The sequence below is a fragment of the Pseudomonas sp. FW305-E2 genome, from assembly GCF_058782925.1.
In genome coordinates this window covers 65,150-88,562 of the sequence record NZ_JBYSYE010000009.1, presented here as the reverse complement: position 1 = coordinate 88,562, position 23,413 = coordinate 65,150, and the positions used below count along the sequence as shown (strand labels likewise).

Annotated in this window: 23 protein-coding genes, 2 tRNA genes and 1 pseudogene; 7 read left to right on the top strand and 19 right to left on the bottom strand. The window is 61.6% G+C overall.

The features are described from left to right. Positions 1–124: 124 nt before the first annotated feature. From AC3WLP_RS10805 to dapA, 5 genes are all read right to left on the bottom strand, one after another. Positions 125–214, bottom strand: a tRNA-Ser gene (locus AC3WLP_RS10805). Between the two features lie 91 nt (positions 215–305). Beyond that, positions 306–1,016, bottom strand: a complete 711-nt coding sequence (gene purC / locus AC3WLP_RS10800; protein WP_003254733.1) for a phosphoribosylaminoimidazolesuccinocarboxamide synthase — start codon at positions 1,014–1,016, stop codon at positions 306–308. A 30-nt stretch (positions 1,017–1,046) separates the two neighbouring features. After that, positions 1,047–1,805 (bottom strand): MBL fold metallo-hydrolase, encoded by a 759-nt coding sequence (locus tag AC3WLP_RS10795; protein ID WP_088513439.1) that lies wholly within the window; start codon positions 1,803–1,805, stop codon positions 1,047–1,049. Then, the gene (gene bamC / locus AC3WLP_RS10790; RefSeq protein ID WP_003254738.1) at positions 1,806–2,927 is read right to left on the bottom strand and encodes an NlpB/DapX family lipoprotein; all 1,122 of its coding nucleotides are present in this window, start codon (positions 2,925–2,927) and stop codon (positions 1,806–1,808) included. A gap of 15 nt (positions 2,928–2,942) precedes the next feature. Further along, positions 2,943–3,830: a 4-hydroxy-tetrahydrodipicolinate synthase gene (gene dapA, locus AC3WLP_RS10785; protein WP_003254739.1), complete on the bottom strand. Its 888-nt coding sequence runs from the start codon at positions 3,828–3,830 to the stop codon at positions 2,943–2,945. A 259-nt stretch (positions 3,831–4,089) separates the two neighbouring features. On the opposite strand from dapA, the gene AC3WLP_RS10780 reads away from it, so the two are divergent. Both AC3WLP_RS10780 and AC3WLP_RS10775 read left to right on the top strand, forming a co-directional pair. Next, positions 4,090–4,650: a glycine cleavage system transcriptional repressor gene (locus AC3WLP_RS10780; RefSeq protein ID WP_003254741.1), complete on the top strand. Its 561-nt coding sequence runs from the start codon at positions 4,090–4,092 to the stop codon at positions 4,648–4,650. Between the two features lie 11 nt (positions 4,651–4,661). Then, entirely contained in the window at positions 4,662–5,135 is a 474-nt protein-coding gene (locus tag AC3WLP_RS10775; RefSeq protein ID WP_003254742.1) for a peroxiredoxin, read from the top strand. 117 nt (positions 5,136–5,252) lie between these two features. Here AC3WLP_RS10775 and AC3WLP_RS10770 read toward each other — a convergent pair whose 3' ends face one another. Next, positions 5,253–6,323: an AI-2E family transporter gene (locus tag AC3WLP_RS10770; RefSeq protein WP_003254744.1), complete on the bottom strand. Its 1,071-nt coding sequence runs from the start codon at positions 6,321–6,323 to the stop codon at positions 5,253–5,255. Between the two features lie 20 nt (positions 6,324–6,343). Then, complete coding sequence (locus tag AC3WLP_RS10765) at positions 6,344–6,583, bottom strand: sulfurtransferase TusA family protein (RefSeq protein ID WP_003254745.1); 240 nt, start codon at positions 6,581–6,583, stop codon at positions 6,344–6,346. 122 nt (positions 6,584–6,705) lie between these two features. On the opposite strand from AC3WLP_RS10765, the gene AC3WLP_RS10760 reads away from it, so the two are divergent. Next, positions 6,706–8,142, top strand: a complete 1,437-nt coding sequence (locus AC3WLP_RS10760) for a M48 family metalloprotease (RefSeq protein WP_003254746.1) — start codon at positions 6,706–6,708, stop codon at positions 8,140–8,142. Positions 8,143–8,306: 164 nt separating this feature from the next. Here AC3WLP_RS10760 and nadA read toward each other — a convergent pair whose 3' ends face one another. Together nadA and AC3WLP_RS10750 are read right to left on the bottom strand one after the other, a co-directional pair. Then, the gene (gene nadA / locus AC3WLP_RS10755) at positions 8,307–9,365 is read right to left on the bottom strand and encodes a quinolinate synthase NadA (protein WP_003254747.1); all 1,059 of its coding nucleotides are present in this window, start codon (positions 9,363–9,365) and stop codon (positions 8,307–8,309) included. A gap of 274 nt (positions 9,366–9,639) precedes the next feature. After that, complete coding sequence (locus tag AC3WLP_RS10750; protein WP_012051482.1) at positions 9,640–11,148, bottom strand: YdgA family protein; 1,509 nt, start codon at positions 11,146–11,148, stop codon at positions 9,640–9,642. A 446-nt stretch (positions 11,149–11,594) separates the two neighbouring features. Here AC3WLP_RS10750 and AC3WLP_RS10745 point away from each other — a divergent pair, with 446 nt between their 5' ends. From AC3WLP_RS10745 to AC3WLP_RS10730, 4 genes and pseudogenes are all read left to right on the top strand, one after another. Continuing rightward, positions 11,595–12,947 carry an APC family permease gene (locus tag AC3WLP_RS10745; protein ID WP_012051481.1) on the top strand — a complete coding sequence of 451 codons (1,353 nt, stop codon included), beginning with the start codon at positions 11,595–11,597 and terminating at the stop codon, positions 12,945–12,947. A gap of 66 nt (positions 12,948–13,013) precedes the next feature. Next, positions 13,014–14,222, top strand: a pseudogene (mcpU, locus tag AC3WLP_RS10740) (methyl-accepting chemotaxis protein McpU); the annotation flags it as partial. Between the two features lie 102 nt (positions 14,223–14,324). Beyond that, positions 14,325–15,080, top strand: a complete 756-nt coding sequence (locus AC3WLP_RS10735; RefSeq protein ID WP_370588377.1) for a methyl-accepting chemotaxis protein — start codon at positions 14,325–14,327, stop codon at positions 15,078–15,080. Between the two features lie 142 nt (positions 15,081–15,222). Beyond that, positions 15,223–16,182 (top strand): cation diffusion facilitator family transporter, encoded by a 960-nt coding sequence (locus AC3WLP_RS10730; protein ID WP_010952370.1) that lies wholly within the window; start codon positions 15,223–15,225, stop codon positions 16,180–16,182. 95 nt (positions 16,183–16,277) lie between these two features. Here the strand turns inward: AC3WLP_RS10730 and AC3WLP_RS10725 are convergent. The 10 genes from AC3WLP_RS10725 to ybgC form a co-directional block, all read right to left on the bottom strand. Continuing rightward, positions 16,278–16,353 (bottom strand) — tRNA-Lys (locus AC3WLP_RS10725). 60 nt (positions 16,354–16,413) lie between these two features. Continuing rightward, positions 16,414–17,106 carry a 7-cyano-7-deazaguanine synthase QueC gene (gene queC, locus AC3WLP_RS10720; protein ID WP_076403786.1) on the bottom strand — a complete coding sequence of 231 codons (693 nt, stop codon included), beginning with the start codon at positions 17,104–17,106 and terminating at the stop codon, positions 16,414–16,416. Next, positions 17,106–17,753, bottom strand: a complete 648-nt coding sequence (queE, locus tag AC3WLP_RS10715) for a 7-carboxy-7-deazaguanine synthase QueE (protein ID WP_003254753.1) — start codon at positions 17,751–17,753, stop codon at positions 17,106–17,108. Before queE ends, queC begins: the two co-directional genes overlap by 1 nt. Before the next feature lie 168 nt (positions 17,754–17,921). Then, positions 17,922–18,728 (bottom strand): tol-pal system protein YbgF, encoded by an 807-nt coding sequence (gene ybgF, locus AC3WLP_RS10710; protein WP_012051478.1) that lies wholly within the window; start codon positions 18,726–18,728, stop codon positions 17,922–17,924. Positions 18,729–18,734: 6 nt separating this feature from the next. Then, complete coding sequence (pal, locus tag AC3WLP_RS10705; RefSeq protein ID WP_003254755.1) at positions 18,735–19,235, bottom strand: peptidoglycan-associated lipoprotein Pal; 501 nt, start codon at positions 19,233–19,235, stop codon at positions 18,735–18,737. Positions 19,236–19,289: 54 nt separating this feature from the next. Further along, entirely contained in the window at positions 19,290–20,561 is a 1,272-nt protein-coding gene (tolB, locus tag AC3WLP_RS10700; protein ID WP_012051477.1) for a Tol-Pal system beta propeller repeat protein TolB, read from the bottom strand. Positions 20,562–20,587: 26 nt separating this feature from the next. Further along, on the bottom strand, positions 20,588–21,706 hold the full coding sequence (tolA, locus tag AC3WLP_RS10695) for a cell envelope integrity protein TolA (RefSeq protein WP_012051476.1): 1,119 nt from the start codon (positions 21,704–21,706) through the stop codon (positions 20,588–20,590). After that, positions 21,706–22,158, bottom strand: coding sequence for a protein TolR (tolR, locus tag AC3WLP_RS10690; RefSeq protein ID WP_003254760.1), 453 nt, complete (start codon positions 22,156–22,158; stop codon positions 21,706–21,708). Before tolR ends, tolA begins: the two co-directional genes overlap by 1 nt. Positions 22,159–22,172: 14 nt before the next feature. Further along, positions 22,173–22,868 (bottom strand): protein TolQ, encoded by a 696-nt coding sequence (tolQ, locus tag AC3WLP_RS10685; RefSeq protein ID WP_010952367.1) that lies wholly within the window; start codon positions 22,866–22,868, stop codon positions 22,173–22,175. A gap of 2 nt (positions 22,869–22,870) precedes the next feature. Next, positions 22,871–23,323 carry a tol-pal system-associated acyl-CoA thioesterase gene (gene ybgC / locus AC3WLP_RS10680; RefSeq protein WP_003254764.1) on the bottom strand — a complete coding sequence of 151 codons (453 nt, stop codon included), beginning with the start codon at positions 23,321–23,323 and terminating at the stop codon, positions 22,871–22,873. Positions 23,324–23,413 lie beyond the last annotated feature (90 nt).

The window sequence follows — 23,413 nt, the reverse complement described above, 5'->3', positions numbered from 1 at the left end:
GGTTTCTACCGCACAGAATGGCAAAGGGGAGCCGAACATAGCGAGGTGACTACGTACAAATGCTACGTACAACTCAAAAACGAAAAAGCCCCGCAGACCTTGATCTGCGGGGCTTCACGTATAATGGCGGAGAGATAGGGATTTGAACCCTAGGTACTGTTGCCAGTACAACGGATTTCGAATCCGTCCCGTTCGACCACTCCGGCATCTCTCCAATGCCGCGCATCATACCAGCGTTCTTTTAAAACGCAAATCTTTTTTTCAAAAAAACCACGTGGTATCAGGCGCTTGCGTGAACGCGTCGCTTACAGCGGCACGCCCAGGCGCTTGGCAACTTCTTCGTAGGCTTCGATCACGTCGCCCAGGCCCTGACGGAAGCGGTCCTTGTCCATCTTCTTGCGGGTTTCTTTGTCCCACAGGCGGCAGCCGTCCGGGCTGAACTCGTCGCCCAGCACGATCTGGCCGTGGAATACGCCGAACTCCAGCTTGAAGTCGACCAGCAGCAGGCCGGCGTCATCGAACAGCTTGCTCAGCACTTCGTTGACCTTCAACGACAGCTTCTTCATTTCTACCAGTTGCTCGGCGGTGCCCCAGCCGAACGCGACAACGTGGGATTCGTTGATGAAGGGGTCGCCCTTCTCGTCGTTCTTCAGGAACAGCTCGAAGGTGGACGGCTCCAGCTTGATGCCCTCCTCCACGCCCAGGCGCTTGACCAGGCTGCCGGCAGCGTAGTTGCGCACCACGCACTCGACCGGAATCATGTCCAGCTTCTTCACCAGGCACTCGTTGTCGCCAAGCAGCTTGTCGAACTGGGTCGGCACGCCGGCTTCTTCCAGTTTCTGCATGATGAAGGCGTTGAACTTGTTGTTCACCATGCCTTTGCGGTCGAGTTGTTCGATACGCTTGCCGTCGAACGCCGAAGTGTCGTTACGGAACAGCAGGATCAAGCGGTCGGCGTCGTCGGTCTTGTAAACCGATTTGGCCTTGCCGCGGTAAAGTTCTTCGCGTTTTTCCATGATTGGGCTCCGCTTGCTTGAGGTGTTGGGCTAGGCGATTTCGCGCCAGTCGAGCCCGTGTTCCTGATTCGCCACCTGGAGCCAGTCCGGGTCGCACCCAAGGGTGTCGACAAAACACTGGCGGGCCAAGTGTGGCAGGTTGTTCTTGCTGCTGAGGTGGGCCAGCACCAGGTGTTGCAGGTTGCTCCAGCCCAACTCGTGCACCAGGCGCGCAGCCTGGTGGTTGTTCAAATGCCCTTGCATGCCACCCACCCGCTGCTTCAGAAAAGCCGGGTAGTGACCACGTGCCAGCAGGTCGCGGCAGTGGTTAGCCTCGATCAGCAGTGCATCCAGGCCCTGGTAACGCTCCAGCAACAGCGCGTCGTAAGAGCCCAGGTCGGTCAGCATGCCAAAGCGCCGCTTGCCGTCGCTGACCACGTACTGCAACGGCTCGTAGGCGTCGTGCTCGACCCGCGCTGCGGTTACTTCCAGGCTGCCGATACGCAGGCTTTGGCCACACGCGAGAAAACCGGCCACCTCCACCGGCTTGCGCATGCCGCGCAAAGTCCCTTGGCTGAGGTAGACCGGTACATTGTAGCGCCGTGACAGCAAGCCGACCCCATGCACGTGGTCGGCATGTTCGTGGGTGACCAGCACTGCACTGAGCTGAGCGGCAGAAACCCCGAGCAGCGCCAGGCGCCGCTCGGTTTCACGCAGGGAAAAGCCGCAATCGACCAGGATGAACGTGTCACCACTGGCGATCAGCGTGCCGTTCCCTTGGCTGCCGCTTCCGATTACCGCGAAGCGCACTTAGCCCAGGTGGTCCTGAATGGCGCTCAGCACACGGCGGGCGACATCGGCCGGAGCCACGGTGTTGATGTTTTTCTCGACCGTGACCTGCACGCTCTCACCCACCTTGCTCAGGCGAACCTGGTAACGCTCGGCACGGGCTTCACGCTCTTCCTTGGTCGGCTCGCTGCCGAACAGGCGGCTGAAGAAGCCAGGCTGGTTCTGCTTGTCGTCAGGCTTTTCGGACAGGTTGATGTAATACAGACCCAGGCTGCGGTTGATGTCCTCAACACGCCATTCGCCGCCCTGCTCCAGCGCACGACCCACGCCAGACCAGGCGCGGTCCAGGTCGGAGCCCAGGTACAGCACCGGGTTGCCGCTGCCGTCTTCGCTCAGGCTGACGCGGCTTGGGGCGTCGAAATCGCGCGCGGCCAGCAGCGACACCGAACCGCCCTTCTCGGCGCTGCGGTTCATGCTGGCAAGCATTTCGTCGACCAGCAGGGCATCGGTGCCGGTATTGCTGGAGCTGGACGGGAACGCAGGCTCGGCAGTGCTGCCGGCCGGGCGCTCGACGCTGACCACATACACTTCGGAGGTGTTGCGCTGCACGCCAGGCTCCATGCGCACACGGACACGCACCTCGCTGTCGCCGCTGCTGGCAGTGCTGGCCAGACGCTGGCCAAGCGATGCCGACAGTTCGTCGAAACGCTGCCAGGTGGTGTTGAACTCACCCGTCTGCGGGCGCTCTTCAGCAATGCGGAAGCCGTTATCCTCGAAGAACTGCCGGGCTACCGGCCACACTTCGGCTGGCGAATGCTGGGCCAGCACCCAACGGCTGCTGCCGCTGCGCTGCAGGCTGTAGTCGGTGACCTGGGCGGCACCGCCCGTCAACGGTTGCGGGCGAGGCACTTCAAACTCACCCTTGACGGTATCGTCAGCGACGTTACGCGGAATCGGCAGCAGCGGGTCAAGGCGTTTGACGTTGCTGGCGTCCGGCGGCAGCTGCATCGGCGCGGTCGGGTGCGCCTGCAGGTAGTCACTGCCGCGGTCGCGGAAATAGCCATCCTCGCCCCACAGCCAGCCACACCCACTGGTGGTGGAGATAATCAGGGCAAGGGCGGAAAGACCAGCCAGTCGCTTCATGCGGTGTACTTCCTCTTAAACCAGTACGCCGGACTGGCGCAAGGCAGTACGGACTTTTTCGTGGCAGCCTTCGCTCAGCCAGGTCAGTGGCAGGCGAATACCTTTTTGCATCAGGCCCATTTCGACGAGCGCCCATTTCACCGGGATCGGGTTGGACTCGCAGAACAGGTCTTTGTGCAGCGGCATGAGTTTTTCGTTGATTGCGCGGGCCTTCTCGGCATTGCCCTCAAGGGCGGCCTCGCACAGGTCCGCCATTTCGCGCGGAGCGACGTTGGCGGTGACGGAGATGTTGCCCTTGCCGCCCATCAGGATCAGCTCGACGGCAGTCGGGTCGTCGCCGGACATGACGATGAAGTCCTTGCTGACGCCATCGAGAATGGCCTTGGCGCGGGCCAGGTCGCCCGTGGCTTCCTTGATGCCGATGATGTTCGGCACGGTCGACAGGCGGATCACGGTCTCGGCCTGCATGTCGCAGGAGGTACGGCCGGGAACGTTGTAGAGGATCTGCGGGATGTCGACGGCTTCGGCAATGTGCTTGAAGTGCTGGTACAGGCCTTCTTGCGTTGGCTTGTTGTAGTACGGCACAACCAGCAGGCAGGCGTCGGCGCCAGCATTCTTGGCGTTCTGGGTCAGGTGCACGGCTTCGGCGGTGGAGTTGGCACCGGTGCCGGCGATGACCGGAATCGGTTTGGCGCTGCGTTTGACGCGCTCGACCACGTGCTTGATGACCAGGATGTGTTCTTCGACATCCAGCGTGGCCGACTCACCGGTGGTGCCGACAGCGACGATCGCATGGGTGCCGTTTTCCAGGTGGAAGTCTACAAGTTTGTCGAGGCTGCCCCAGTCAACACGCCCTTGTGCATCCATGGGTGTGACCAATGCCACCATACTGCCCGCAATCATGTAACTGCTCCTGCCGGAAAAAGAGAGCGGTAATGGTACTGGGGGCATCGACCTTGCACAAGCGAAGCAGGCGGGTGGAGCATTCCCCTCGGCGGCTTATTTCGCTACCCTTGGCCCTTTGATCGGTGCAGCGCGGCCCGCCGGGCCGTCGACCTTGCTCCCCGCCAGCGTCCAAGACCTCGCATGCGAGCCCCGGGCCCTGCCGACAGGAGGCTTTTGCCCGTCCTGTGCCGACCGCTCATCGCTTTAGGAATGCTGCATGTCCACCCCCACCGTCCGCGAACAATTCCTTGTCATCAGTGCCCTGGGCCCGAACCCCATGGAGCTGGCCAACGTCCTCAGCCGCGCTGCCTTCGAAAACCGCTGCGCGGTGGTCACCTCGCGCCTGAGCCGCCACGGCGAGACCAGCGCCCTGGTGCTGCAGGTGGGCGGCAGCTGGGACGCCCTGGCACGTCTCGAGTCCACCCTGCCAGGCTTGGGCAAGAAGCACGGCCTGACCCTCGACGTGGTCCGCAGCGCGGACCAGGAAGTGCGCCCGCAGGCCCTTCCGTATGTAGCCTACGTCAGCGCTGCCTACCGCCCGGACATCATCAACGAGCTGTGCCAGTTCTTCCTTGACCACCGCGTCGAGCTGGAAGCCATGACCTGCGACACCTACCTGGCGCCGCAAACCGGTAGCAGCATGCTCAACGCCCAGTTCACCGTGATTCTGCCGGCCGGCACGCAGATCAGCTGGCTACGCGACCAGTTCCTGGACTTTGCCGATGCCCTGAACCTCGACGCACTGATCGAGCCATGGCGTCCCCAGAACCCAATGTAAGGAAACCGATCATGGCTGTAGCACTCGACCAACCTGTCGCCGACTTCCAGGCCCAGGCCACCAGCGGGCAAACCGTCAGCCTTGCCGAACTAAAGGGCCAGCAGGTGGTGGTGTACTTCTACCCCAAGGACAGCACCCCAGGCTGCACCACCGAGGGCCAGGGCTTCCGCGACCAGCACGACGCCTTCGCCGCGGCCAATACCGTGGTATTCGGTGTGTCGCGTGATGGCATCAAGTCGCACGAGAACTTCAAGGCCAAGCAAGGCTTCCCGTTCGAGCTGATCAGCGACAAGGACGAGGCCCTGTGCCAGCTGTTCGACGTGATCAAGCTGAAGAAGCTGTATGGCAAGGAGTACATGGGCGTTGACCGCAGCACCTTCCTGATCGACAAGGACGGGGTGCTGCGCCAGGAATGGCGTGGCGTGAAAGTGCCCGGGCATGTGGATGCCGTATTGGCGGCCGCCCAAGCCTTGAACAAGGCTTGAAATTGAATGGGGCTGCCTTGCAGCCCTTCGCGGGCACGCCCGCTCCCACAGGAATTGTGCAGGGCCCAGTGGGAGCGGGCGTGCCCGCGAAGGGCCGCAGAGCGGCCCCAATGACATTCAAAGCATCGGTGAAACGCTAGGCTCCTGCTTGGGCCACGCATCCAGCACGGCCTTGATCAGCGTCGCCAGGGGGATGGCGAAGAATATCCCCCAAAACCCCCATAGCCCGCCAAACAGCAGCACCGCGCAGATAATCGCCACCGGGTGCAGGCTCACCGCTTCGGAGAACAGCAGCGGTACCAGCACGTTGCCATCCAGCGCCTGGATGATCGCGTACACCGTCATCAGGTAGATGAACTGGTCGCCCCAGCCCCACTGGAACAGCGCAATCAGGGTCACCGGCACGGTCACGACCACCGCGCCCACGTAAGGCACCACCACCGACAGCCCCACCAGCAACGCCAATAGCGCTGCGTAATTGAGCCCCAGGCTGATGAAGGCAATGTAAGTGGCAATGCCGCAGATCAGAATCTCGATACCCTTGCCGCGGATGTAGTTGGCGATCTGCCGGTTCATCTCGCTGCCCACCCGGTTCAGCAAGGTGCGCTGGCGCGGCAGGTAGCCGCTGACCCAGCGGCCAATGAGTTCGCGATCCTTCAGGAAGAAGAACACCAGAATCGGCACCAGCACCAGATAGATCATGGCATTGACCAGCAGTGGCAGGCTGGACAACGAGAAGGTCAGCGCCCATTGACCAAACTTGCCAATTTCACCGCGCACCGATTCGATGGCATGCAATACCTGCTCGTCCGACACCAGGTGCGGATAGCGCTCCGGCAGCAGCAGCAACAACGACTGCCACTTGCCGAGCATGCCCGGCAGCTCGTTGAACAGCGTGATCAGCTGATGCCACAGCAGCGGTACCAGCACCAGCATGAACACCGCCAGTGCGCCCATGAACAAGGCGAACACCAGCATCACCGCCAGCCGTGTAGGTACGCGCACGCGCTCCAGGGCGTTGACCAGCCCCTGCATCAGAAACGCCAGCACCATGCCCGCCAGCACCGGCGCGAGCATGCCGCCCAGGGTGAGCACGGCGGTAAAAGCCAGGAACAACAGGACCGCCAGCACCACCGCTTCCTCATCGGAGAAGTAGCGCTGCACCCAGTCGCGAAGCACTTTGAACATTGACGATCCTTGGAAAAGACTCAGGCCTTGCGCAGCCAGTAAGTATAGGTACCGGCCTCGGCCGTTTCTTGCAGCAGGGTATGACCGGCCAACTGGGCGAAAGTGCGGAAGTCGCGCTGGGAGCCTGCGTCCGTGGCGATAACCTTGAGCACCGCGCCACTGGCCAGGCGATTGAGCTCCATCTTGGCCTTGAGCAGTGGCAAAGGGCAATTCAGCCCGCTGGCGTCCAGTTCGGCGTCGCAGGTCAGGGTGTTACTCATCGCAGGGTCTCCAAAGGCATCGCCAGGGTGCTTCTTGGCATGGCTGGCTAGGATAGCGCCACTGGTCGCCAACGTGTGAGCCCGCTACAGTAGGTATCTTTGATCCGACGCGAGCTTCATGCATGAATCTACTGCGCCCTACCCTGCTGACGCTGGCCTGCCTGATGGCCCTTCCCGGCCATGCTGACGACCTGCCATCACTGGGTGATGCCAGTTCTGCGATCGTCTCGCCGCAACAGGAGCACCAACTGGGCCGCGCCTGGCTCAGCCTGCTGCGCGGCCAGGTCAATCAGCTCAACGACCCACAGCTCAAGGACTACGTCGAAACCAGCGTGTACAAGCTGGCCGAAACCAGCCAGCTGCAGGACCGGCGCCTGGAGTTCATCCTGATCGACAGCCGCGAGCTGAACGCCTTTGCCGCCCCGGGTGGCATTGTCGGGGTCAACGGCGGGCTGTTCCTCAACGCTCAGACCGAGGGTGAATATGCCTCGGTACTGGCCCACGAACTGGCGCACTTGTCGCAACGCCACTTCGCGCGGGGTGTCGAGGCCCAGCAGCGTATGCAGTTGCCGATGATGGCGGCGCTGCTGGCCGGCATCGTGCTGGCCGCAGGTGGCGCCGGCGATGCGGGCATCGGCATGATTGCCGGCACCCAGGCGGCGGCCATTCAGGAGCAACGGCGCTTCTCGCGCCAGAATGAACAGGAAGCCGACCGCATCGGTATCCAGAACCTGGAAAAGGCCGGCTACGATCCGCGCAACATGCCGACCATGTTCGAGCGCCTGGCACGCCAGTATCGCTATGACGCCAAACCGCCGGAGTTCCTGCTGACCCACCCGGTGACCGAATCACGTATTGCCGACACCCGTAACCGCGCCGATCAGGCGCCCCAGGGTGGTATCGAAGACAGCATGCGCTACCAGCTGATCCGCGCCCGGGTGGCACTGACCTACGAAGGCACGCCGGGGCTTGCCGCCAAGCGCTTCCGCGCCCAGCTGGACGAAGACCCAAAACTGGATGCCGCACGTTATGGCCTGGCCTTGGCACAGATCAAGGGCGGGCAATTGAACGAGGCCCGTGAAATGCTCAAGCCGCTGCTGGCCAAGGCGCCCAACGACATCACCTACAACCTGGCGCAGATCGACCTGGACATCACCAACAACCGTCTTGCCGACGCCCAGCAGCGCGCCGAACGGATGCAGGGGCTGTACCCGGGCAACTACCCGTTGAAACAGGTGCGTGCCGACCTGCTGGTGAAACAGAACAAGCCGGCTGAGGCCGAGAAGGTGTTGAACGAGCTGGTGAAGAGTCGGCCGGATGACCCGGATGTGTGGTACGACATGGCCGAGGTGCGTGGCTTGTCGGGCAATACCATTGGCTTGCACCGGGCGCGTGCCGAGTACTTCACGCTGGTCGGCGACTTTGATCAGGCAATCCAGCAGCTGGATTACGCCAAGCGCCGGGCGGGTGGGAATTTCCCGCTGGCCTCACAGATTGACCAGCGCCAGCGCGAGATCATGGAGCAACGGCGCATGGTTCAGGAAATGATGGGGCGCTGAGGATTTTGGGAGCGCTTTGCGCCCCAATCGCGACACAAGGCCGCTCAATCGCGCCAGCTTTTAGAAATTGAGCAAGACAGTTGCTCCCACATGACCCTGCATACGCCGATCATTGTGGGAGCGGCCTTGTGTCGCGATTGGGCCGCAAAGCGGCCCCGGCAACCTCAAGCGTTACCGGAAAGCTTCAGCCGCGCCGCCTGGGTAAAGTCCAGCATACGGTTTAGCGGCTTGATCGCCTTGGGCACCAGCGCCGGGTCAACGAAAATTTCGTTGGTGCCGTTACGCAGGCAATCCAGCACCCGCTCCAGGGTGTTCATCGCCATCCACGGGCAATGCGCACAGCTGCGGCATGCCGCGCCGTTACCGGCGGTGGGGGCTTCGACGAATTCCTTGTCCGGGCACAGCTGCTGCATCTTGTAGAAGATGCCGCGGTCGGTGGCGACGATGAAGGTTTTGTTCGGCAGGGTCTGGGCAGCCTTGATCAGCTGGCTGGTGGAACCCACCGCGTCGGCCAACTCGATCACCGCTTCCGGCGACTCGGGGTGCACCAGGATCGCAGCATCCGGGTACAGCGCCTTCATGTCAGCCAACTGGCGCGACTTGAACTCTTCGTGAACGATGCAGGCACCGTCCCACAGCAGCATGTCGGCACCGGTCTGCTTCTGGATGTAACGGCCCAGGTGCTGGTCCGGGCCCCAGATGATGGTTTCGCCGTTGTCCATCAGGCTTTCGACAATTTCCAGCGCGCAGCTCGAAGTCACCACCCAATCGGCGCGCGCCTTTACCGCTGCGGACGTGTTGGCGTAGACCACCACGGTGCGTTCAGGGTGCTGGTCGCAGAAGGCCGAGAACTCTTCTACCGGGCAGCCCAGGTCGAGCGAGCAAGTGGCCTCCAGTGTCGGCATTAGCACGCGCTTTTCCGGGGTGAGGATTTTTGCCGTCTCGCCCATGAAGCGCACACCGGCCACGATGACCGTTTCGGCCGGGTGGTTCTTGCCGAAACGGGCCATTTCCAACGAGTCGGACACGCAGCCGCCGGTTTCTTCAGCCAGCGCCTGGATGACCGGGTCGCAGTAGTAATGGGCAACCAGCACGGCATTCTGGGCTTTGAGCTCGGCAGCGATGGCCGCACGGTATTCGGCCTCCTGCTCGGCTGTCAGCGGGTTGGGCTGCTTGGCGTCGAGGTGGGCCTGAACCAAAAGGCGTTCGGAAATCTGGGTCATGATCGCTGGACCTGCAGGCGCGCTTGCGCGTCAAATCGAGTGTACCACCCGGCCCTGGCAGATCGGCTAAGGGTGCCGGACGGCAGGGTGACCGCCACGGCCCTCTGCGGGCGCGGATTATTATCGGAGGCCGAAGGCTACAGACAATCCAGCGATTACTAAAGGGGTTTTTGTGTTGCCTGTGCTGACCTCTTCGCGGGCAAACCCGCTCCTACACTGTGAAATCCTGGTAGGAGCGGGTTCACCCGCGAAGAGGCCGCAACAGGAGAAACCATCACCCCTGCGGCGACAGGGCCCCCAGATGCGCCGCCATGAACATGGCAAATTCTTCCACGGTCATTTTTCGGCCATTGAAATCGACCATGCCATCGGCATAGTGCAGGCTGCTGACCACATCATCGCCCTGCACGGTGGCCATGCCGCTCTGCAGCGCCATCATACCGACCATCTCCCCCGCCTGGCTCGACTGCATGGCAATCGCTTGCGCATCGGTCTGGCCATCCAGCAAGGCCTGCAAGGTCGCCAGGTCACCGATCATCGGCTTGGACAGTGACAGCTTGCCTTTCACCTCCGTGATGATCTGCTTGCTCAGCTGATCCGGCGGCAGGTCGAAGCTGGCCGGCGCGGCGAGGTCCATCGACAGGTTGAAGCGGCTCTCGCCATTGGCGGTCTTGAACGACAGGTTTTCCACCGCCAGCTTGGGCTTGGCGGCCAGCAATTTCTGCAAGTCACCCTGGAAGCGGGCCTTTTCGGCGTCGTCCATCTGGATCTGCGGCACCGGCTGGCCAGCCGCACTGGCGGCCTCGAACTCCGGCAAGTGCGACTGGTACCACTTCGACAAGGCCTGCAGCGCCGGGGCGTTTACCGAAGTCACGCTCACCGCCATCTGCGCCTTGCCTACCGCGCGGCCATCCCAGCTGATGTCGCCGACCTTGTACGCCGCGCGGCCACCTACGGTGTCCGTGCCTTCAAGGGTTTGCAAGGCGCTCTGTTCCAGGCCCTTGATCAACAGCACCTGCTGTTTCGGCCCAAGTGTGACCTTGGCTTCAGCCAACGCCAGATCGACGTTACCGACATAGATGGCATCGTGCGCGGTGGCTGCGAGGTTACCGCCAAACGTCAGCCCTTTGAGCTCGAACGTGGCCGGCGGCTGGTCGTCATGCACACGCTTCATCACCAGCCTGTCGGCCTGGCCGCGGAACTTGGAGGCCTTGCCCTCCTTGTCCCCACTGACTTCGAACTGCATACCCGAGAAGTCGAAGGTGTTGCCATCCGCTTCGTCAAACTTGAGCGGCGCCAGCTGAACCTGGCTGACCACACTGCCGCCGTAACCCAGGCTGGTCTGTGCGCTGATCGGGGCCTTTTCACCCGCAGCGGCGAACAATGGCGCGACGGCTTCATCCTTCTGCAGCGTGCTGTTGCTGACCGCCATTACCGGCATCAGCTTCAGTGCCCTGACCCTCGACCAGGGAAACGGGCCGTGCTCGATCTGGTCGGTCACGCCCACGTCAAAATTGATCACCTCGCCCTGCCCCACGTTGATGTCGCGAGCCTTGAGCCGGTACTGGGCAGTGCTGCTGAAGAGATGCTGCTCAAGCGACACACGCTCGATGCTCATGCTACCACCGGTACTGACCAGGGCCTTTTTGAGTTCGGCGTTGCTGCGTGCAAGGGCGTTGTCCAGCTCTGCCGGCAGCTGCTTGCCGGTGTACCAGGCGCCTGCGGTGGTTGCGACGGCAATGGCGATAGCCAGGCCGGAAAGGATGCCAACTGATTTCTTCATGAATAGAACCGATTGCTGTCCGTAAGGGCTTCGAAGGCGGCCAGAGGCCACGCAGAAATCGAAGAGTACCACCCCCGATTGGGCCGAGTGCTGGCCCAGCTCGAGAAATGCCATTTTTCGGACACATCCGACAGCCAGGTGAAACAAGCAAAGGACTCGTTAATTTTTACGAACACTCAAATTGATCAGAATCGCAAAAAAACGCGCAACAACCGAACAAATCCCGTATTTAATCGATAAATATTTCAATTTTGCAACATCTTGTCATGTTTAACTTGACACCCACCTACCCATCGTTTTTTATTTTCACCACTTTGCGCGCCCCACCGCGCCTTCCGCCGCTCCAACATAAAAGGTGAACAATATGGAGCCCACCCGCTCGCCCTTGCCGCATGCGCAATACACCGTGCCCGTCGTTTACGCCCAGCAGCAGGAGCCATGCCAGCATGCAGCCTGACCACAGCGCTTCCGGCAACGGCCAACTTCGCAAAACCCTGCGCCTCTGGCACGTGATCATCATCGGCCTGGCTTACCTGACCCCGATGACCGTGTTCGACACCTTCGGCATCGTCAGCGGGATCACCGCTGGCCATGTACCCAGCGCTTACATCCTGGCATTGGCCGGCATCCTGTTCACCGCGGTGAGCTATGGCACCCTGGTAAAACGCTTCCCGCAGTCGGGCTCGGCCTACACCTACACCCAGCGCGCGATCAACCCGCACGTGGGCTTCCTGGTGGGCTGGTCTTCACTGCTGGACTACCTGCTGCTGCCGATGGTCAACGCGCTACTGGCCAAGCTGTACCTTTCGGCCATGTTCCCGGAAGTACCTGAGTGGATGTGGGTCGCCGGCTTCGTCACCCTGATCAGCCTGATCAACATGCGCAGCGTAAACCTGGTGGCCCACTTCAACCTGCTGTTCGTGGGTGTACAGGTGGCGATCATCGCCGTGTTCATCTACCTGTGCGTGCGCGGCCTGGACCAGGGCGAAGGGCTGGGTACCACCTGGAGCCTGATACCGTTCGCCGACAGCCAGACCCAGTTCAGTGCCCTGGCCGCCGGTGCAACCATCCTGTGCTTCTCGTTCCTGGGCTTTGATGCGGTCACCTGCCTGTCCGAGGAAACCCGCGATCCGGCCAAGACCATTCCCCGGGCGATCTTCCTCACCGCACTGATTGGCGGTGTGGTGTTCATCACCGTGTCGTACTTCATCCAGGCCTACTTCCCGACCATGGCCCGCTTCCACGACCAGGAAGCAGCCCTGCCGGAAATTGCCCTGTACGTTGGCGGCAAGCTCTTCCAGTCGATCTTCATTGCCTGCACCGTGATCAACACCATCGCCTCGGGCCTGGCCTCGCAAACCAGCGTGTCACGCCTGCTGTATGTAATGGGCCGCGACAACGTGATCCCGGCCAGCGTCTTCGCCCGTTTGCATTCGCGCTACAAGACGCCAGTGCTGAACATTGCAGTCGTAGGGCTGATTTCGCTGTCGGCGATCTTCTTCGACCTGGTCACCGCCACTTCCATCATCAACTTCGGCGCCCTGGTCGCGTTCAGCTTCGTCAACCTGTCGGTGATCAACCACTGCTACCTGCGTGAAGGCAATCGCAAAGGCCTGAGCAACCAGTTGAAGTACCTGGTGCTGCCGACCATCGGCTTCTGCATCATCGTCTCGCTGTGGCTGGACCTGAACGCACATTCGCTGATGTTTGGCGGCATCTGGGCTGCGCTCGGGCTGGTCTACCTGGGCTGGCTGACCAAAGCCTTCCGCGCGGCACCGCCCAACTACGTCGCCGAATGACCCACGCTGCCAACAACGCCCGCGCCTGATCGCGGGCGTTGCATTTGTTCGAAAAGGAAAGCCCTCATGCCGCTGCGTCGCCTCTCCATCCAGTGGAAGATCACACTCCTCGCCGGCCTGTGCCTGCTGGCCATTGTCGCCTTGCTGGTAGCCACCTCGCTGACCCAGGCCCATCGCAGCGCCGCCCTGGTCAACCAGGCCAACACTGCCATGCTCGAAGACAGCGCCCGCCAGCGCCTGCAGGCCCACGCCGAAACCCAGGCCTTGCGTATCCAGCGCTACTTCATGGACGCCTACCAGTACGGCAATGGCTTTGCCCGCCTGGTACAGGTGCTGAAAGACCGTGGTGGTAGCGACCTGCGCGCCGAACTGACCCGCCAGGCGCGTGCCAGCCTGGCCGGCAACCCGGATGTGATTGGCCTGTACCTGGTGTTCCAACCCAATGCCCTGGACCAGCAGGACAGCCACTACCTCGGGCAGGACGCCTTGGGCAGCAATGAGAGCGGGCGTTTCTCGCTGTACTGGTCCCAACCAAGCCCCGGCACCCTGGAACTTGAAGCCATGCCGGAAACGATGCTCGGCGACACCAGCATCGGCAGCAACGGCGCGGCGAAGAACCGCTGGCTGACCTGCCCGCAGGACACCGCCAGGACCTGCATGCTCGAACCGTACCTCGACGAGGTCAACGGCCGTCAGGTGCTGATGACCAGCATCGCTCTGCCATTGCTGGAACACGGCAAGGTAGTCGGCGTGGTCGGCCTGGACATCGGCCTGGCCAACCTGCAGCAACTGAGTGTGGACGGCCGCCGCGACCTGTTCGACGGCCAGGGCCAGGTGATTATCGCCACCGCCGCCGGCCTGCTGGCGGGCAACAGTCGCGACGACAGCACGCTCGGCAAGCCCATGGCAAATGCGGTAGCCGACGGTCTGCTGCGCGTGGCCCACCCCTTCACGCCAATCCCTGACACAGCCCCGTGGCAGGTATGGCTGGAAGTGCCGGAAAGCGTGCTGCAGGCCCCTGCCGTAGCCCTCAACCAGCGCCTTGATGCCCATAACCAGAATGCCAACCTCACCAGCCTGCTGATAGGCCTTGGCACGGCAATCGTGGGGTTGCTGCTGGTGTGGCTGACCGCTCGCGGCGTTAGCCGGCCAATCCTGGCCGTGGCGGCACGCCTGGAAGACATTGCCAGTGGCGAAGGCGACCTTACCCGTCGCCTGGACTACGCCCGCCAGGATGAACTGGGCCTGCTCACCGGCTGGTTCAACCGCTTCCTCGACAAGTTGCAACCGGTCATTGCCCAGGTCAAAGGGTCGCTGCAGGAGGCCCGCGACACCGCCGACCAATCGGCCGCCATCGCCAGCCAGACCAGCAACGGCATGCAGCAACAGCATCGCGAAATCGAACAGGTGGCCACAGCGGCCAATGAAATGAGCGCCACCGCTCTGGATGTCGCCCACAACGCCTCGCAGGCGGCCCAGGCCGCACGCGCCGCGGATCAGGCCAGCCAGGAAGGCTTGCAACTGGTGGACAGCACGCGCCAGGGCATCGACCGCCTGGCCGCCGGCATGAACACTGCCATGGACGAGGCCCGTGCACTGGAAGACCGCAGCGGGCAAATCGGCTCGGTGCTTGAAGTGATCCGCACCATTGCCGAGCAAACCAACCTGCTGGCACTGAATGCCGCCATCGAAGCGGCCCGCGCAGGCGAAGCCGGGCGTGGCTTCGCCGTGGTTGCCGATGAGGTGCGCGGCCTGGCCCAGCGCACGCAGGTTTCGGTAGAGGAAATTCGCCAGGTCATCGAGGGCCTTCAGCAAGGCACCCAGGACGTGGTGGGGGCCATGCATGCAGGCCAACGCCACGCCCAGGACAGCGCCGCACGCATGGAGCAGGCATTACCGGCACTGCAGCGTATTGGCGAGGCCGTGGCGGTGATCAGCGACATGAACCTGCAGATAGCCTCGGCGGCGGAAGAGCAGAGCGCGGTGGCCGAGGAAGTGAACCGTAACGTGGCCGGCATTCGAGACGTGACAGAATCGCTGGCCGGGCAGGCCGATGAATCAGCACGCATCAGCCAAGCCCTGAACCGGCTGGCCAACCAGCAGCAGGCGCTGATGGAGCAGTTTCGCGTTTAGCCTGTCAGGGCCTCTTCGCGGGCACGCCCGCTCCCACAGGTTCGGCGTAACCCTAAGGGGCTGTGCAGTTCCTGTGGGAGCGGGCGTGCCCGCGAAGAGGCCCTGACAGGCACCGCACCATTGTTATTCTTGAGCACAACTTATGCCTAATCCAACCCGATCCACTTTCTTCGACATCACCAGCGAACAAGGGCTTTTACGCACCTCGATCGCCGCCACCCTGTTCATCGCCACCATCGGCATCGCCTTCGGCCTTGCCTCCGGCTCGTTCTCCATCGTCTTCGACGGTGTGTACTCGCTGGTCGACGCCAGCATGAGCGGGCTGTCGCTGGTGGTGGTCAAGCTGATCACTTCGCACACCACCAGCGTGCAGATGTCGCGCAAGCTGCGCGAGCGCTTCACCATGGGTTTCTGGCACCTGGAGCCCATGGTACTGGCGCTCAACGGCATTCTGCTCGGCGGCGTGGCCATCTACGCGCTGATCAATGCCGTCAGCAGCCTGCTGCAAGGCGGGCGCCACCTGGAGTTCGGCATTGCCATGGTCTACGCGGCGCTGACGGTGATCACCTGCGTGACCATCGCCGTCATCGAGGCCCGCGCCAACCGCAAACTGAAGTCAGACTTCGTGCGCATGGACGTCAAGGGCTGGGTGATGTCGGCCAGCATCACGGCCGCACTGCTGATCGCCTTCTGCTTTGGCTATGCCGTGCAAGGCACTGCGCTGGAATGGGTATCACCCTATATTGACCCGGCGGTGCTGGCGCTGGTGTGCCTGGTGATCGTGCCGTTGCCGATGTCGGTGGTGCGTCAGGCGCTGTCTGAAATCTTCCTGGTCACCCCTGGCGACCTCAAGCTGCACGTAGATGAGGTGGCCAAGGCCTTCGTCGCTCGCCACGGCCTGCAGTCTTACCGCGCCTATGTCGCCAAGGTCGGGCGTTCGCGGGAGATCGAACTGTATTTCATCGTGCCCAAAACCATGGCGGCGAAGACCATCGATGAATGGGATGCCTGGCGCAACGAGATTGGCGACGCGGTAGGCGGCGAAGGGCCGGACCGCTGGCTGACCGTGGTGTTCACTGGCGACCCGGAATGGGCCGAGTAATTGGTGGGCGCTCTGCGCCCTTTTTTCCGAACACCCGTAGCGCAAACGAAAAAGCCCGCGACCATTTCTGGTAGCGGGCTCTCACGTAATGCGTATGGTGGGTCGTGTAGGATTCGAACCTACGACCAATTGGTTAAAAGCCAACTGCTCTACCAACTGAGCTAACGACCCATTTGATGGCGCGTATAATACTGATTTCTAACGAGAATTCAACACCCCATCACGATTTTTTCAAAAATACCGAGTCGGGTCTTCGATACCGGCGGCCTTGAAACCGTCGGCGCGCAGGCGGCAGCTGTCGCATTTGCCACAGGCGCGGCCGTCATCGTCGGCCTGGTAGCAGGAAACGGTCAGGCTGTAGTCCACACCACGGGCCATACCGGCCTGCACGATCTGCGCCTTGCTCATGTTCTGCAGCGGCGCCTGGATGCGGAAACCCTGCCCTTCTACGCCAGCCTTGGTCGCCAGGTTGGCCATGCGCTCGAAGGCCTCGACGAACTCGGGACGGCAATCCGGGTAGCCAGAGTAATCGACGGCGTTGACGCCAATGAAGATGTCGCGCGCTTCCAGCACTTCAGCCCAACCCAGCGCCAGCGAAAGGAACACGGTGTTGCGCGCCGGCACATAAGTGACCGGAATGCCTTCACCCGGGGCTTCCGGCACGTCGATGCTGCTGTCGGTCAATGCCGAACCGCCGATGCCGTCGAGGTTCAGCCCAATCACCTTGTGCTCGACCACACCCAGGTCGCGGGCCACGCGGGCAGCGGCGTTCAGCTCGGCGCGATGACGCTGGCCGTAGTCAAAGCTCATGGTGTAGCAGCTGTAGCCTTCGGCCTTGGCCATGGCAACCACGGTGGCCGAGTCCAGGCCGCCGGACAACAGGATTACTGCGCGTTTTTCTGTCATGTGTACGTGCTCCTCAATCAACGTCCGGGCTCGTCGTTCCACAGCAGCTTGTGCAGCTGAAGTTGGAAGCGTACGGGCAGGTTGTCAGCAACGATCCAGTCAGCCAGGTCACTGGCGTTCACCTGATGATGGCTGGGTGAGAACAACACCTCACCGGCACGCTCTGCCAGGTTGTACTGGATCAGCTTGGATACCGCCCAGTCATAATCCTCACGGGAACAAATGACGAACTTGACCTGGTCGTTGCGCGTCAGCTGCTCGATGTTCTCGTAGCGGTTACGGTGCGACTCTTCGGAGCCTGGGGTTTTCAGGTCGACCACACGGCTGACGCGGGTGTCGGTGCCGGCAATATCCAGCGCGCCGCTGGTTTCCAGCGACACCTCGTAACCGGCATCACACAGCCGCTGCAGCAACGGCAAGGCGTTGGGCTGGGCCAGCGGTTCGCCACCGGTGACACACACGTAGCGCGGCTTGAAGCCGGCCACTTGCTCAAGGATCGAATCAAGGGTGCGAACGGTACCGCCACTGAAGGCATAGGCACTGTCGCAGTACTGGCAACGCAGGGGGCAACCGGTGAGGCGCACAAATACCGTAGGCAGCCCGGCCGTTCGCGTCTCACCCTGCAAAGAGTAAAAGACTTCGGTGATGCGTAATGTGTCTTGCATGCTCGCCACGGGCGTGACAGCTAAACAGGCTGTCCGCCTCCGTCAGGCACTGTCGCGGACTCGACATCGCGTTATCCGCAGCAGCGTGTTTACGAAAAAAGGGCAGTGATTCTAACGAAAAAACCCGCGACTGGCGCGGGTTTCTTTCGAGCGGTACAGCGAAAACGCCTAGAGCTTCTGCAGGTCACGCTGAGCCAGTTGAGCGGCAGAGGTGCCGGGGTACTGGGTGACAACCTGCTGGAGGATGCCTTTTACCTTGTCGGTATGGCCCATACGGCGCTCGACATCAGCCAGTTTGTACAGCGAATCTGGCACCTTGCTGTGCTTCGGGTACTTTTGGCTGACCTGGGCAAAAGCCTGGCTGGCGCCTTGCAGGTCACCCTTGGCCAGGTTCACTTCACCCAACCAGTACTGGGCATTACCGGCGTACTGGCTGTTGGGGTACTTGCGCAGGAAGGCGCTGAACGCCTGGCTGGCCTTGTCGAAGTCTTTCTGTTTGATCAGGTCGAAAGCTGCGTCGTAATAGAGCTTCTCTTTCGCCGGATCACCGGGCTGGCTACTGCCGGCCGGTTGTTGCGCAGCAGCACCTGCTGCGGCATCGGGGGCGGCATTGGACGCACCACCACCGGAGGAATTGTCAGGGGTTGCGGCAGGCGCAGCGCCACTGTTGATGCGACGGTCCAGGTCCTGGTAACGCTCCAGGTTTTCCTGCTTCATGCGCGACACATCGTTTTGCAGCTCTTCGATGATGCCTTGCTGGCGGGAAAGCTGATCCTGCATCTGTTGCAGCTGCATGAACAGCTGGCCCTGTGCAGAGGCAGGGGCCGAAGCCCCTGACCCGGCATAGGCGCCGCTCGTGCCATAACCCGCAGGCGGATAGCTGCCTGCGTTGTCATCTACTACAGGGACCTCAGCCCAAGCCGCAAGCGGCAGGCTGAGTGCGAGGACGGTTACTACACGGCGGCACATACGCATAAGAACTTACTTACGCAGTTCTACGCGACGGTTCTGAGCCCAGGACTGCTCGTCGTTGCCGGTAGCAACTGGACGCTCTTCGCCGTAGGAAACCAGTTCCAGCTGAGCAGGGGAAACGCCCTGCAGAACCAGGTAGCGCTGAACGGCTTTCGCACGACGCTCACCCAGAGCCATGTTGTACTCGCGGGTGCCGCGCTCGTCGGTGTTACCTTCCAGAACAACACGGTTGCCGTTGGCTTTCAGGTCCTTGGCGTGAACGTCCAGAGCGCGCATGGCTTCTGGCTTCAGGTCCGAGCTGTCGTATTCGAAGTAGAAGGTGGTGATTGCGCGCAGGGCGGCTTCTTCGCTCAGGGAGCCGTCAACAGCGCCAGTGTTGGCACCGTAGCCAGCGTTAGGGTCTACAGCAGCGCCTTCGCCTGCGTTATCACCGCCCTTCGAGGAGCAACCTACAGCTACGGCCATGGCCAGAGCCAGCGCAGCAAATTTACCAAACTTCAGCATTTCCATCGTGAAACTCCTAATGAAACCCCAGTGTGTTAAGCAAAATGTATTACGCCGCAATCAGTTCAGGTAAGGGGACCAGGACGGTTCTCTGACTTCGCCTTGAGCGGTAGGAAGTGGGAGCCTCACGCGGCCGTTCAGCGACACGAGCATCAAGACTCCCCGGCCCTGCTGGCGGGTGGCGTAGATTAGCATGGTGCCGTTTGGCGCAACAGTGGGAGACTCATCAAGACTTGTTTCAGACAGAATCTTTACACTTCCGCGCTGCAAGTCCTGTGCCGCCACTTTGAAGTTGGTAAAGCCCTGTTGGCGATGGATCATTACCAGGGTCTTTTCGTCCGCCGAAAGTTTCGGGTTGGCGTTGTAGTTACCCACGAACGTTACGCGCTCGGCACCACCACCACTGACCGACTGTTTATAGATCTGCGGTTTGCCGCCACGGTCGGAAGTGAAGTAGAGGGTGTTGCCATCTTTACCCCAGAACGGCTCGGTATTGATACCCGGGCCTGCAGTAACACGGCTGATCTGGCGCGAGGCCACGTTCATCACGTAGATGTCCGGGTTGCCGTCCTTGGACAGCACGAACGCCAGGCGCGAACCGTCCGGCGACCAGGCTGGCGCACCGTTCAGGCCTTCGAAGTTGGTCACCTGCTCGCGGCGGCCAGTATCGATGTTCTGCACGAAGATACGTGGGCGCTTCTGCTCGAACGAAACGTAGGCGATACGTTTGCCATCTGGCGCAAAGCGCGGCGACAGGATCGGCTCACGCGATTGCAGCAGGGTCACCGCACGCGCACCGTCGTAGTCCGAACGCTGGAGGGTGTAGCGGGTGTTGTTGGTGGAGAAACGCTCGGCCGTCACGTACAGCATGCGCGTAGAGAACGCGCCCTTGATGCCGGTGAGCTTCTCGAACGACTGGTCGGCAATGTAGTGCGCCATGTCGCGCAGCTGGTCGGTGCTGCCCGCCACGCTGCCGGTCAGCACTTGCTGCTCGGTGGCGACGTTGAACAGCGCGTACTGCACCTGCAGGCGACCGCCCGACGGCACAATGCTGCCGACCATCACGTACTGTGCACCCAGCGCTTTCCAATCACGGAAGATCACTTCGCTGGCCTGCGACGGCTGGCTGATCATGTTCTGCCGCGGAATTGGCGAGTAGTAGCCAGAGTTGCGCAGGTCATTGCCAATGATGTCGGCGATGTCTTCGGGCAGCACGCTGCCGCCCTGCAGACCGAACGGTACTACCGCGATGGGCGTGGCCCGGTCGCTGCCGCTGGTAACCAGGATGTTCTTTTCTTCTGCCACCGCCATGCCTGCCACGCAGCAGAGCATGACCAGCAGTCCTCTCAGACGTTTAATCACAACGCTAGATCCTCAGGTGTAAATGTCATCTTGAACGAACGATATTGGTTGAAATCGCTCGGCTTCATACCCTGCATCTCGGTCAAACGACCAATGTTCTTCACCGCAGCCACCGCCGAACTGTCATACGGGCCGTCACCACTGGAACGGGCCACGCTGACACTGGTGATGGTACCGTCCGGCAACATGTTGATCTGCAGGACCACCGTCATGCCCTTGCGCGCGGAAGGCGGACGTGCCCAGCCCTCGGCCGCGCGCATACGGATCAGGTCGTCGAAGTCGCCGGCCACCTGGTCACCCTGCTCGTCGGCCAGCGCTTGCTGCCGCTCGGTGGTATCGGACAACAGCTCGGCCAGTGCCTGGGCTTTCTTGTCTTCTGCCGCCTTGCGGGCCGCTTCCTGTGCCTTCTTCTTCTGGGCATCTGCAGCGGCCTTTTTCTTGGCCTCTTCAGCTGCCTTCTTCTTCGCGTCCTCGGCCGCCGCTTTCTTCTTGGCGTCCTCGGCTGCTTTCTTCTTGGCCTCTTCGGCTGCCTTTTTCTTGGCTTCCTCGGCGGCTTGCTTCTTCGCCTCTTCAGCAGCCTCTTTCTTGGCCTCTTCTTCGGCTTTTTTCTTGGCTTCGTCCTCAGCCTTTTTCTTGGCGATGTCGGCCTGCTGTTTCTCGGCGGCTTTCTTCGCCTCGTCGGCTTTCTTGGCTTCGGCGGCTTTCTTGGCCTCGGCAGCCTTGGCAGCTTCGGCGGCCTTGGCAGCATCCTCAGCTTTTTTCGCCTCGGCGGCTTCGCGGGCCTCTTCGGCCTTTTGAGCGGCGTCAGCTTTCTTTTGTTCCGCGGCCTTCACGGCCTCCTGCTCGACCTTCTTCTGTTCCAGCTGCTCGACTTCGGTCTGGCGCGAAGCGGTTTTCTTCGCCTCCCCGGCAATCTTCTGATTGGTCTGGGTGGTTGCCTGGCTCTTGGACTTGAGCTGGTACAGGGTAGCCTGAACGATCGGCTTGGAAGGCGGCAGCTCAGGCGTCATGGCAAAACTGACGAACAGCAGGGCAAACACCAGCACATGCAGGCCGATGGCCCAGACACTGGGCCAGAAGTAGCTTTCCGAGGCGGATGGCTCTCGCTGTTGCATCAGGGCGCCTCGGTAATCAGGCCAACGTTACCGACACCGGCCTTCTGCAACCCGCCCATGGCACCCATGACCGCGCCATAGTCGACAGCCTTGTCGCCACGAATGAACACCTGGGTCTGCTTGCCCTGGTCACGGCCGGCAGCAATGATCTTGGTGACGGCGTCGGTCATGGCCGGCAAGGTCATGGCCTTGTCCATCTGCTTGTCGGTATCGACTTCACTGCCGAGGTTCCAGTAATAGGTTTTATCGGCCTTGATGGAGATGGTGAGGATCTGGACGTTGTTGTCCTGCGGCAAGGCTTCGCTGGAAACCTTGGGCAGGTCGACCTTCACGCCCTGGTTGAGCATGGGCGCCGTCACCATGAAGATGACCAGCAGCACCAGCATCACGTCGATGTAGGGCACCACGTTCATCTCGGCGACGGGCTTGCGTTTGTGGCGAACTCGGGCCATGGGCTTCTACCTGATTACTCTTCGCTGGTGTGCACTTTGCGGTGCAGGATCGCCTGGAACTCGTCGGCGAAGGTGTAGTAACGGCCGATCAGTACTTCACTGCGCGCGGCGAAACGGTTGTAGGCAATGACAGCCGGGATTGCCGCGAACAGGCCGATGGCGGTAGCGATCAGTGCTTCGGCGATGCCCGGAGCAACGGTGGCCAGGGTGGCCTGCTGGGCGCTGGCCAGGCCACGGAAGGAGTTCATGATGCCCCATACGGTGCCGAACAGGCCGATGTACGGGCTGGTCGAACCAACGGTGGCCAGGAACGGCAAGCTCTGCTCGAGTTTTTCTTCCTCGCGCGAGATGGCCACACGCATGGCACGGCCAACACCTTCCATGACAGCGTCCGGATCAACACCCGGCTGCTGGCGCAGGCGCGAGAACTCCTTGAAACCGGCACGGAACACCTGCTCCACGCCGGAGTCCGGGTCTGGGTTGCTGCCTGCCTGGCGGTACAGCTTGGACAGGTCGATGCCTGACCAGAAGCGCTCTTCGAAGGCATCCAGCGCACGACGACCGGCGCGCAGCATGGTGCTGCGCTGGAAGATCATGATCCATGAGGTGACCGAGGCGGCCACCAGGGTCAGCATTACCAGCTGTACCACCACGCTGGCATTGCTGACCAGACTCCACATGGAGGTATGGTCGACGACGTTAGCTTCCACGCTTATTCTCCTGCATTCGATTGATTACCCGAGCCGTCCGCCGCAAAGGCGTCGCGCAGCTGGGGGGGTAGGGCTCGGGGTTTGAAAGTGTCGGCGCGCACGGCAGCCACCAGGAACTGCCCTTCGCAAAGCAGCGTTTCATCCTTTTCCCGCCAGACCTGCTGTACGAAACGCAAGCTGGCGCGATTGAGTTCAAGTACTTGCGCGGTCACCCGCAATTCGTCATCCAGCCGCGCCGGCGCGTGATAGCGCGCTTCGCTGGAATGGACCACGAACAGCAGGTTGTCTTCAGCCAGCTGCGACTGGGAAAAGCCCAGGTGCCGCAGGCGTTCGGTGCGCGCGCGCTCCATGAATTTCAGGTAGTTGACGTAATACACCACGCCGCCCGCATCGGTATCTTCGTAATAGACGCGACACCGGTGTGCGAACGGTTCGAGCTGATTTTGCGCGCGCATACTCTAGTGCTTACTCCTCAGCTTGCCAATCCGCTGTGGCAACTGTTTTTTCTTCATTAATGTCTTATTGCCAGCGCACCCAGGGCATGC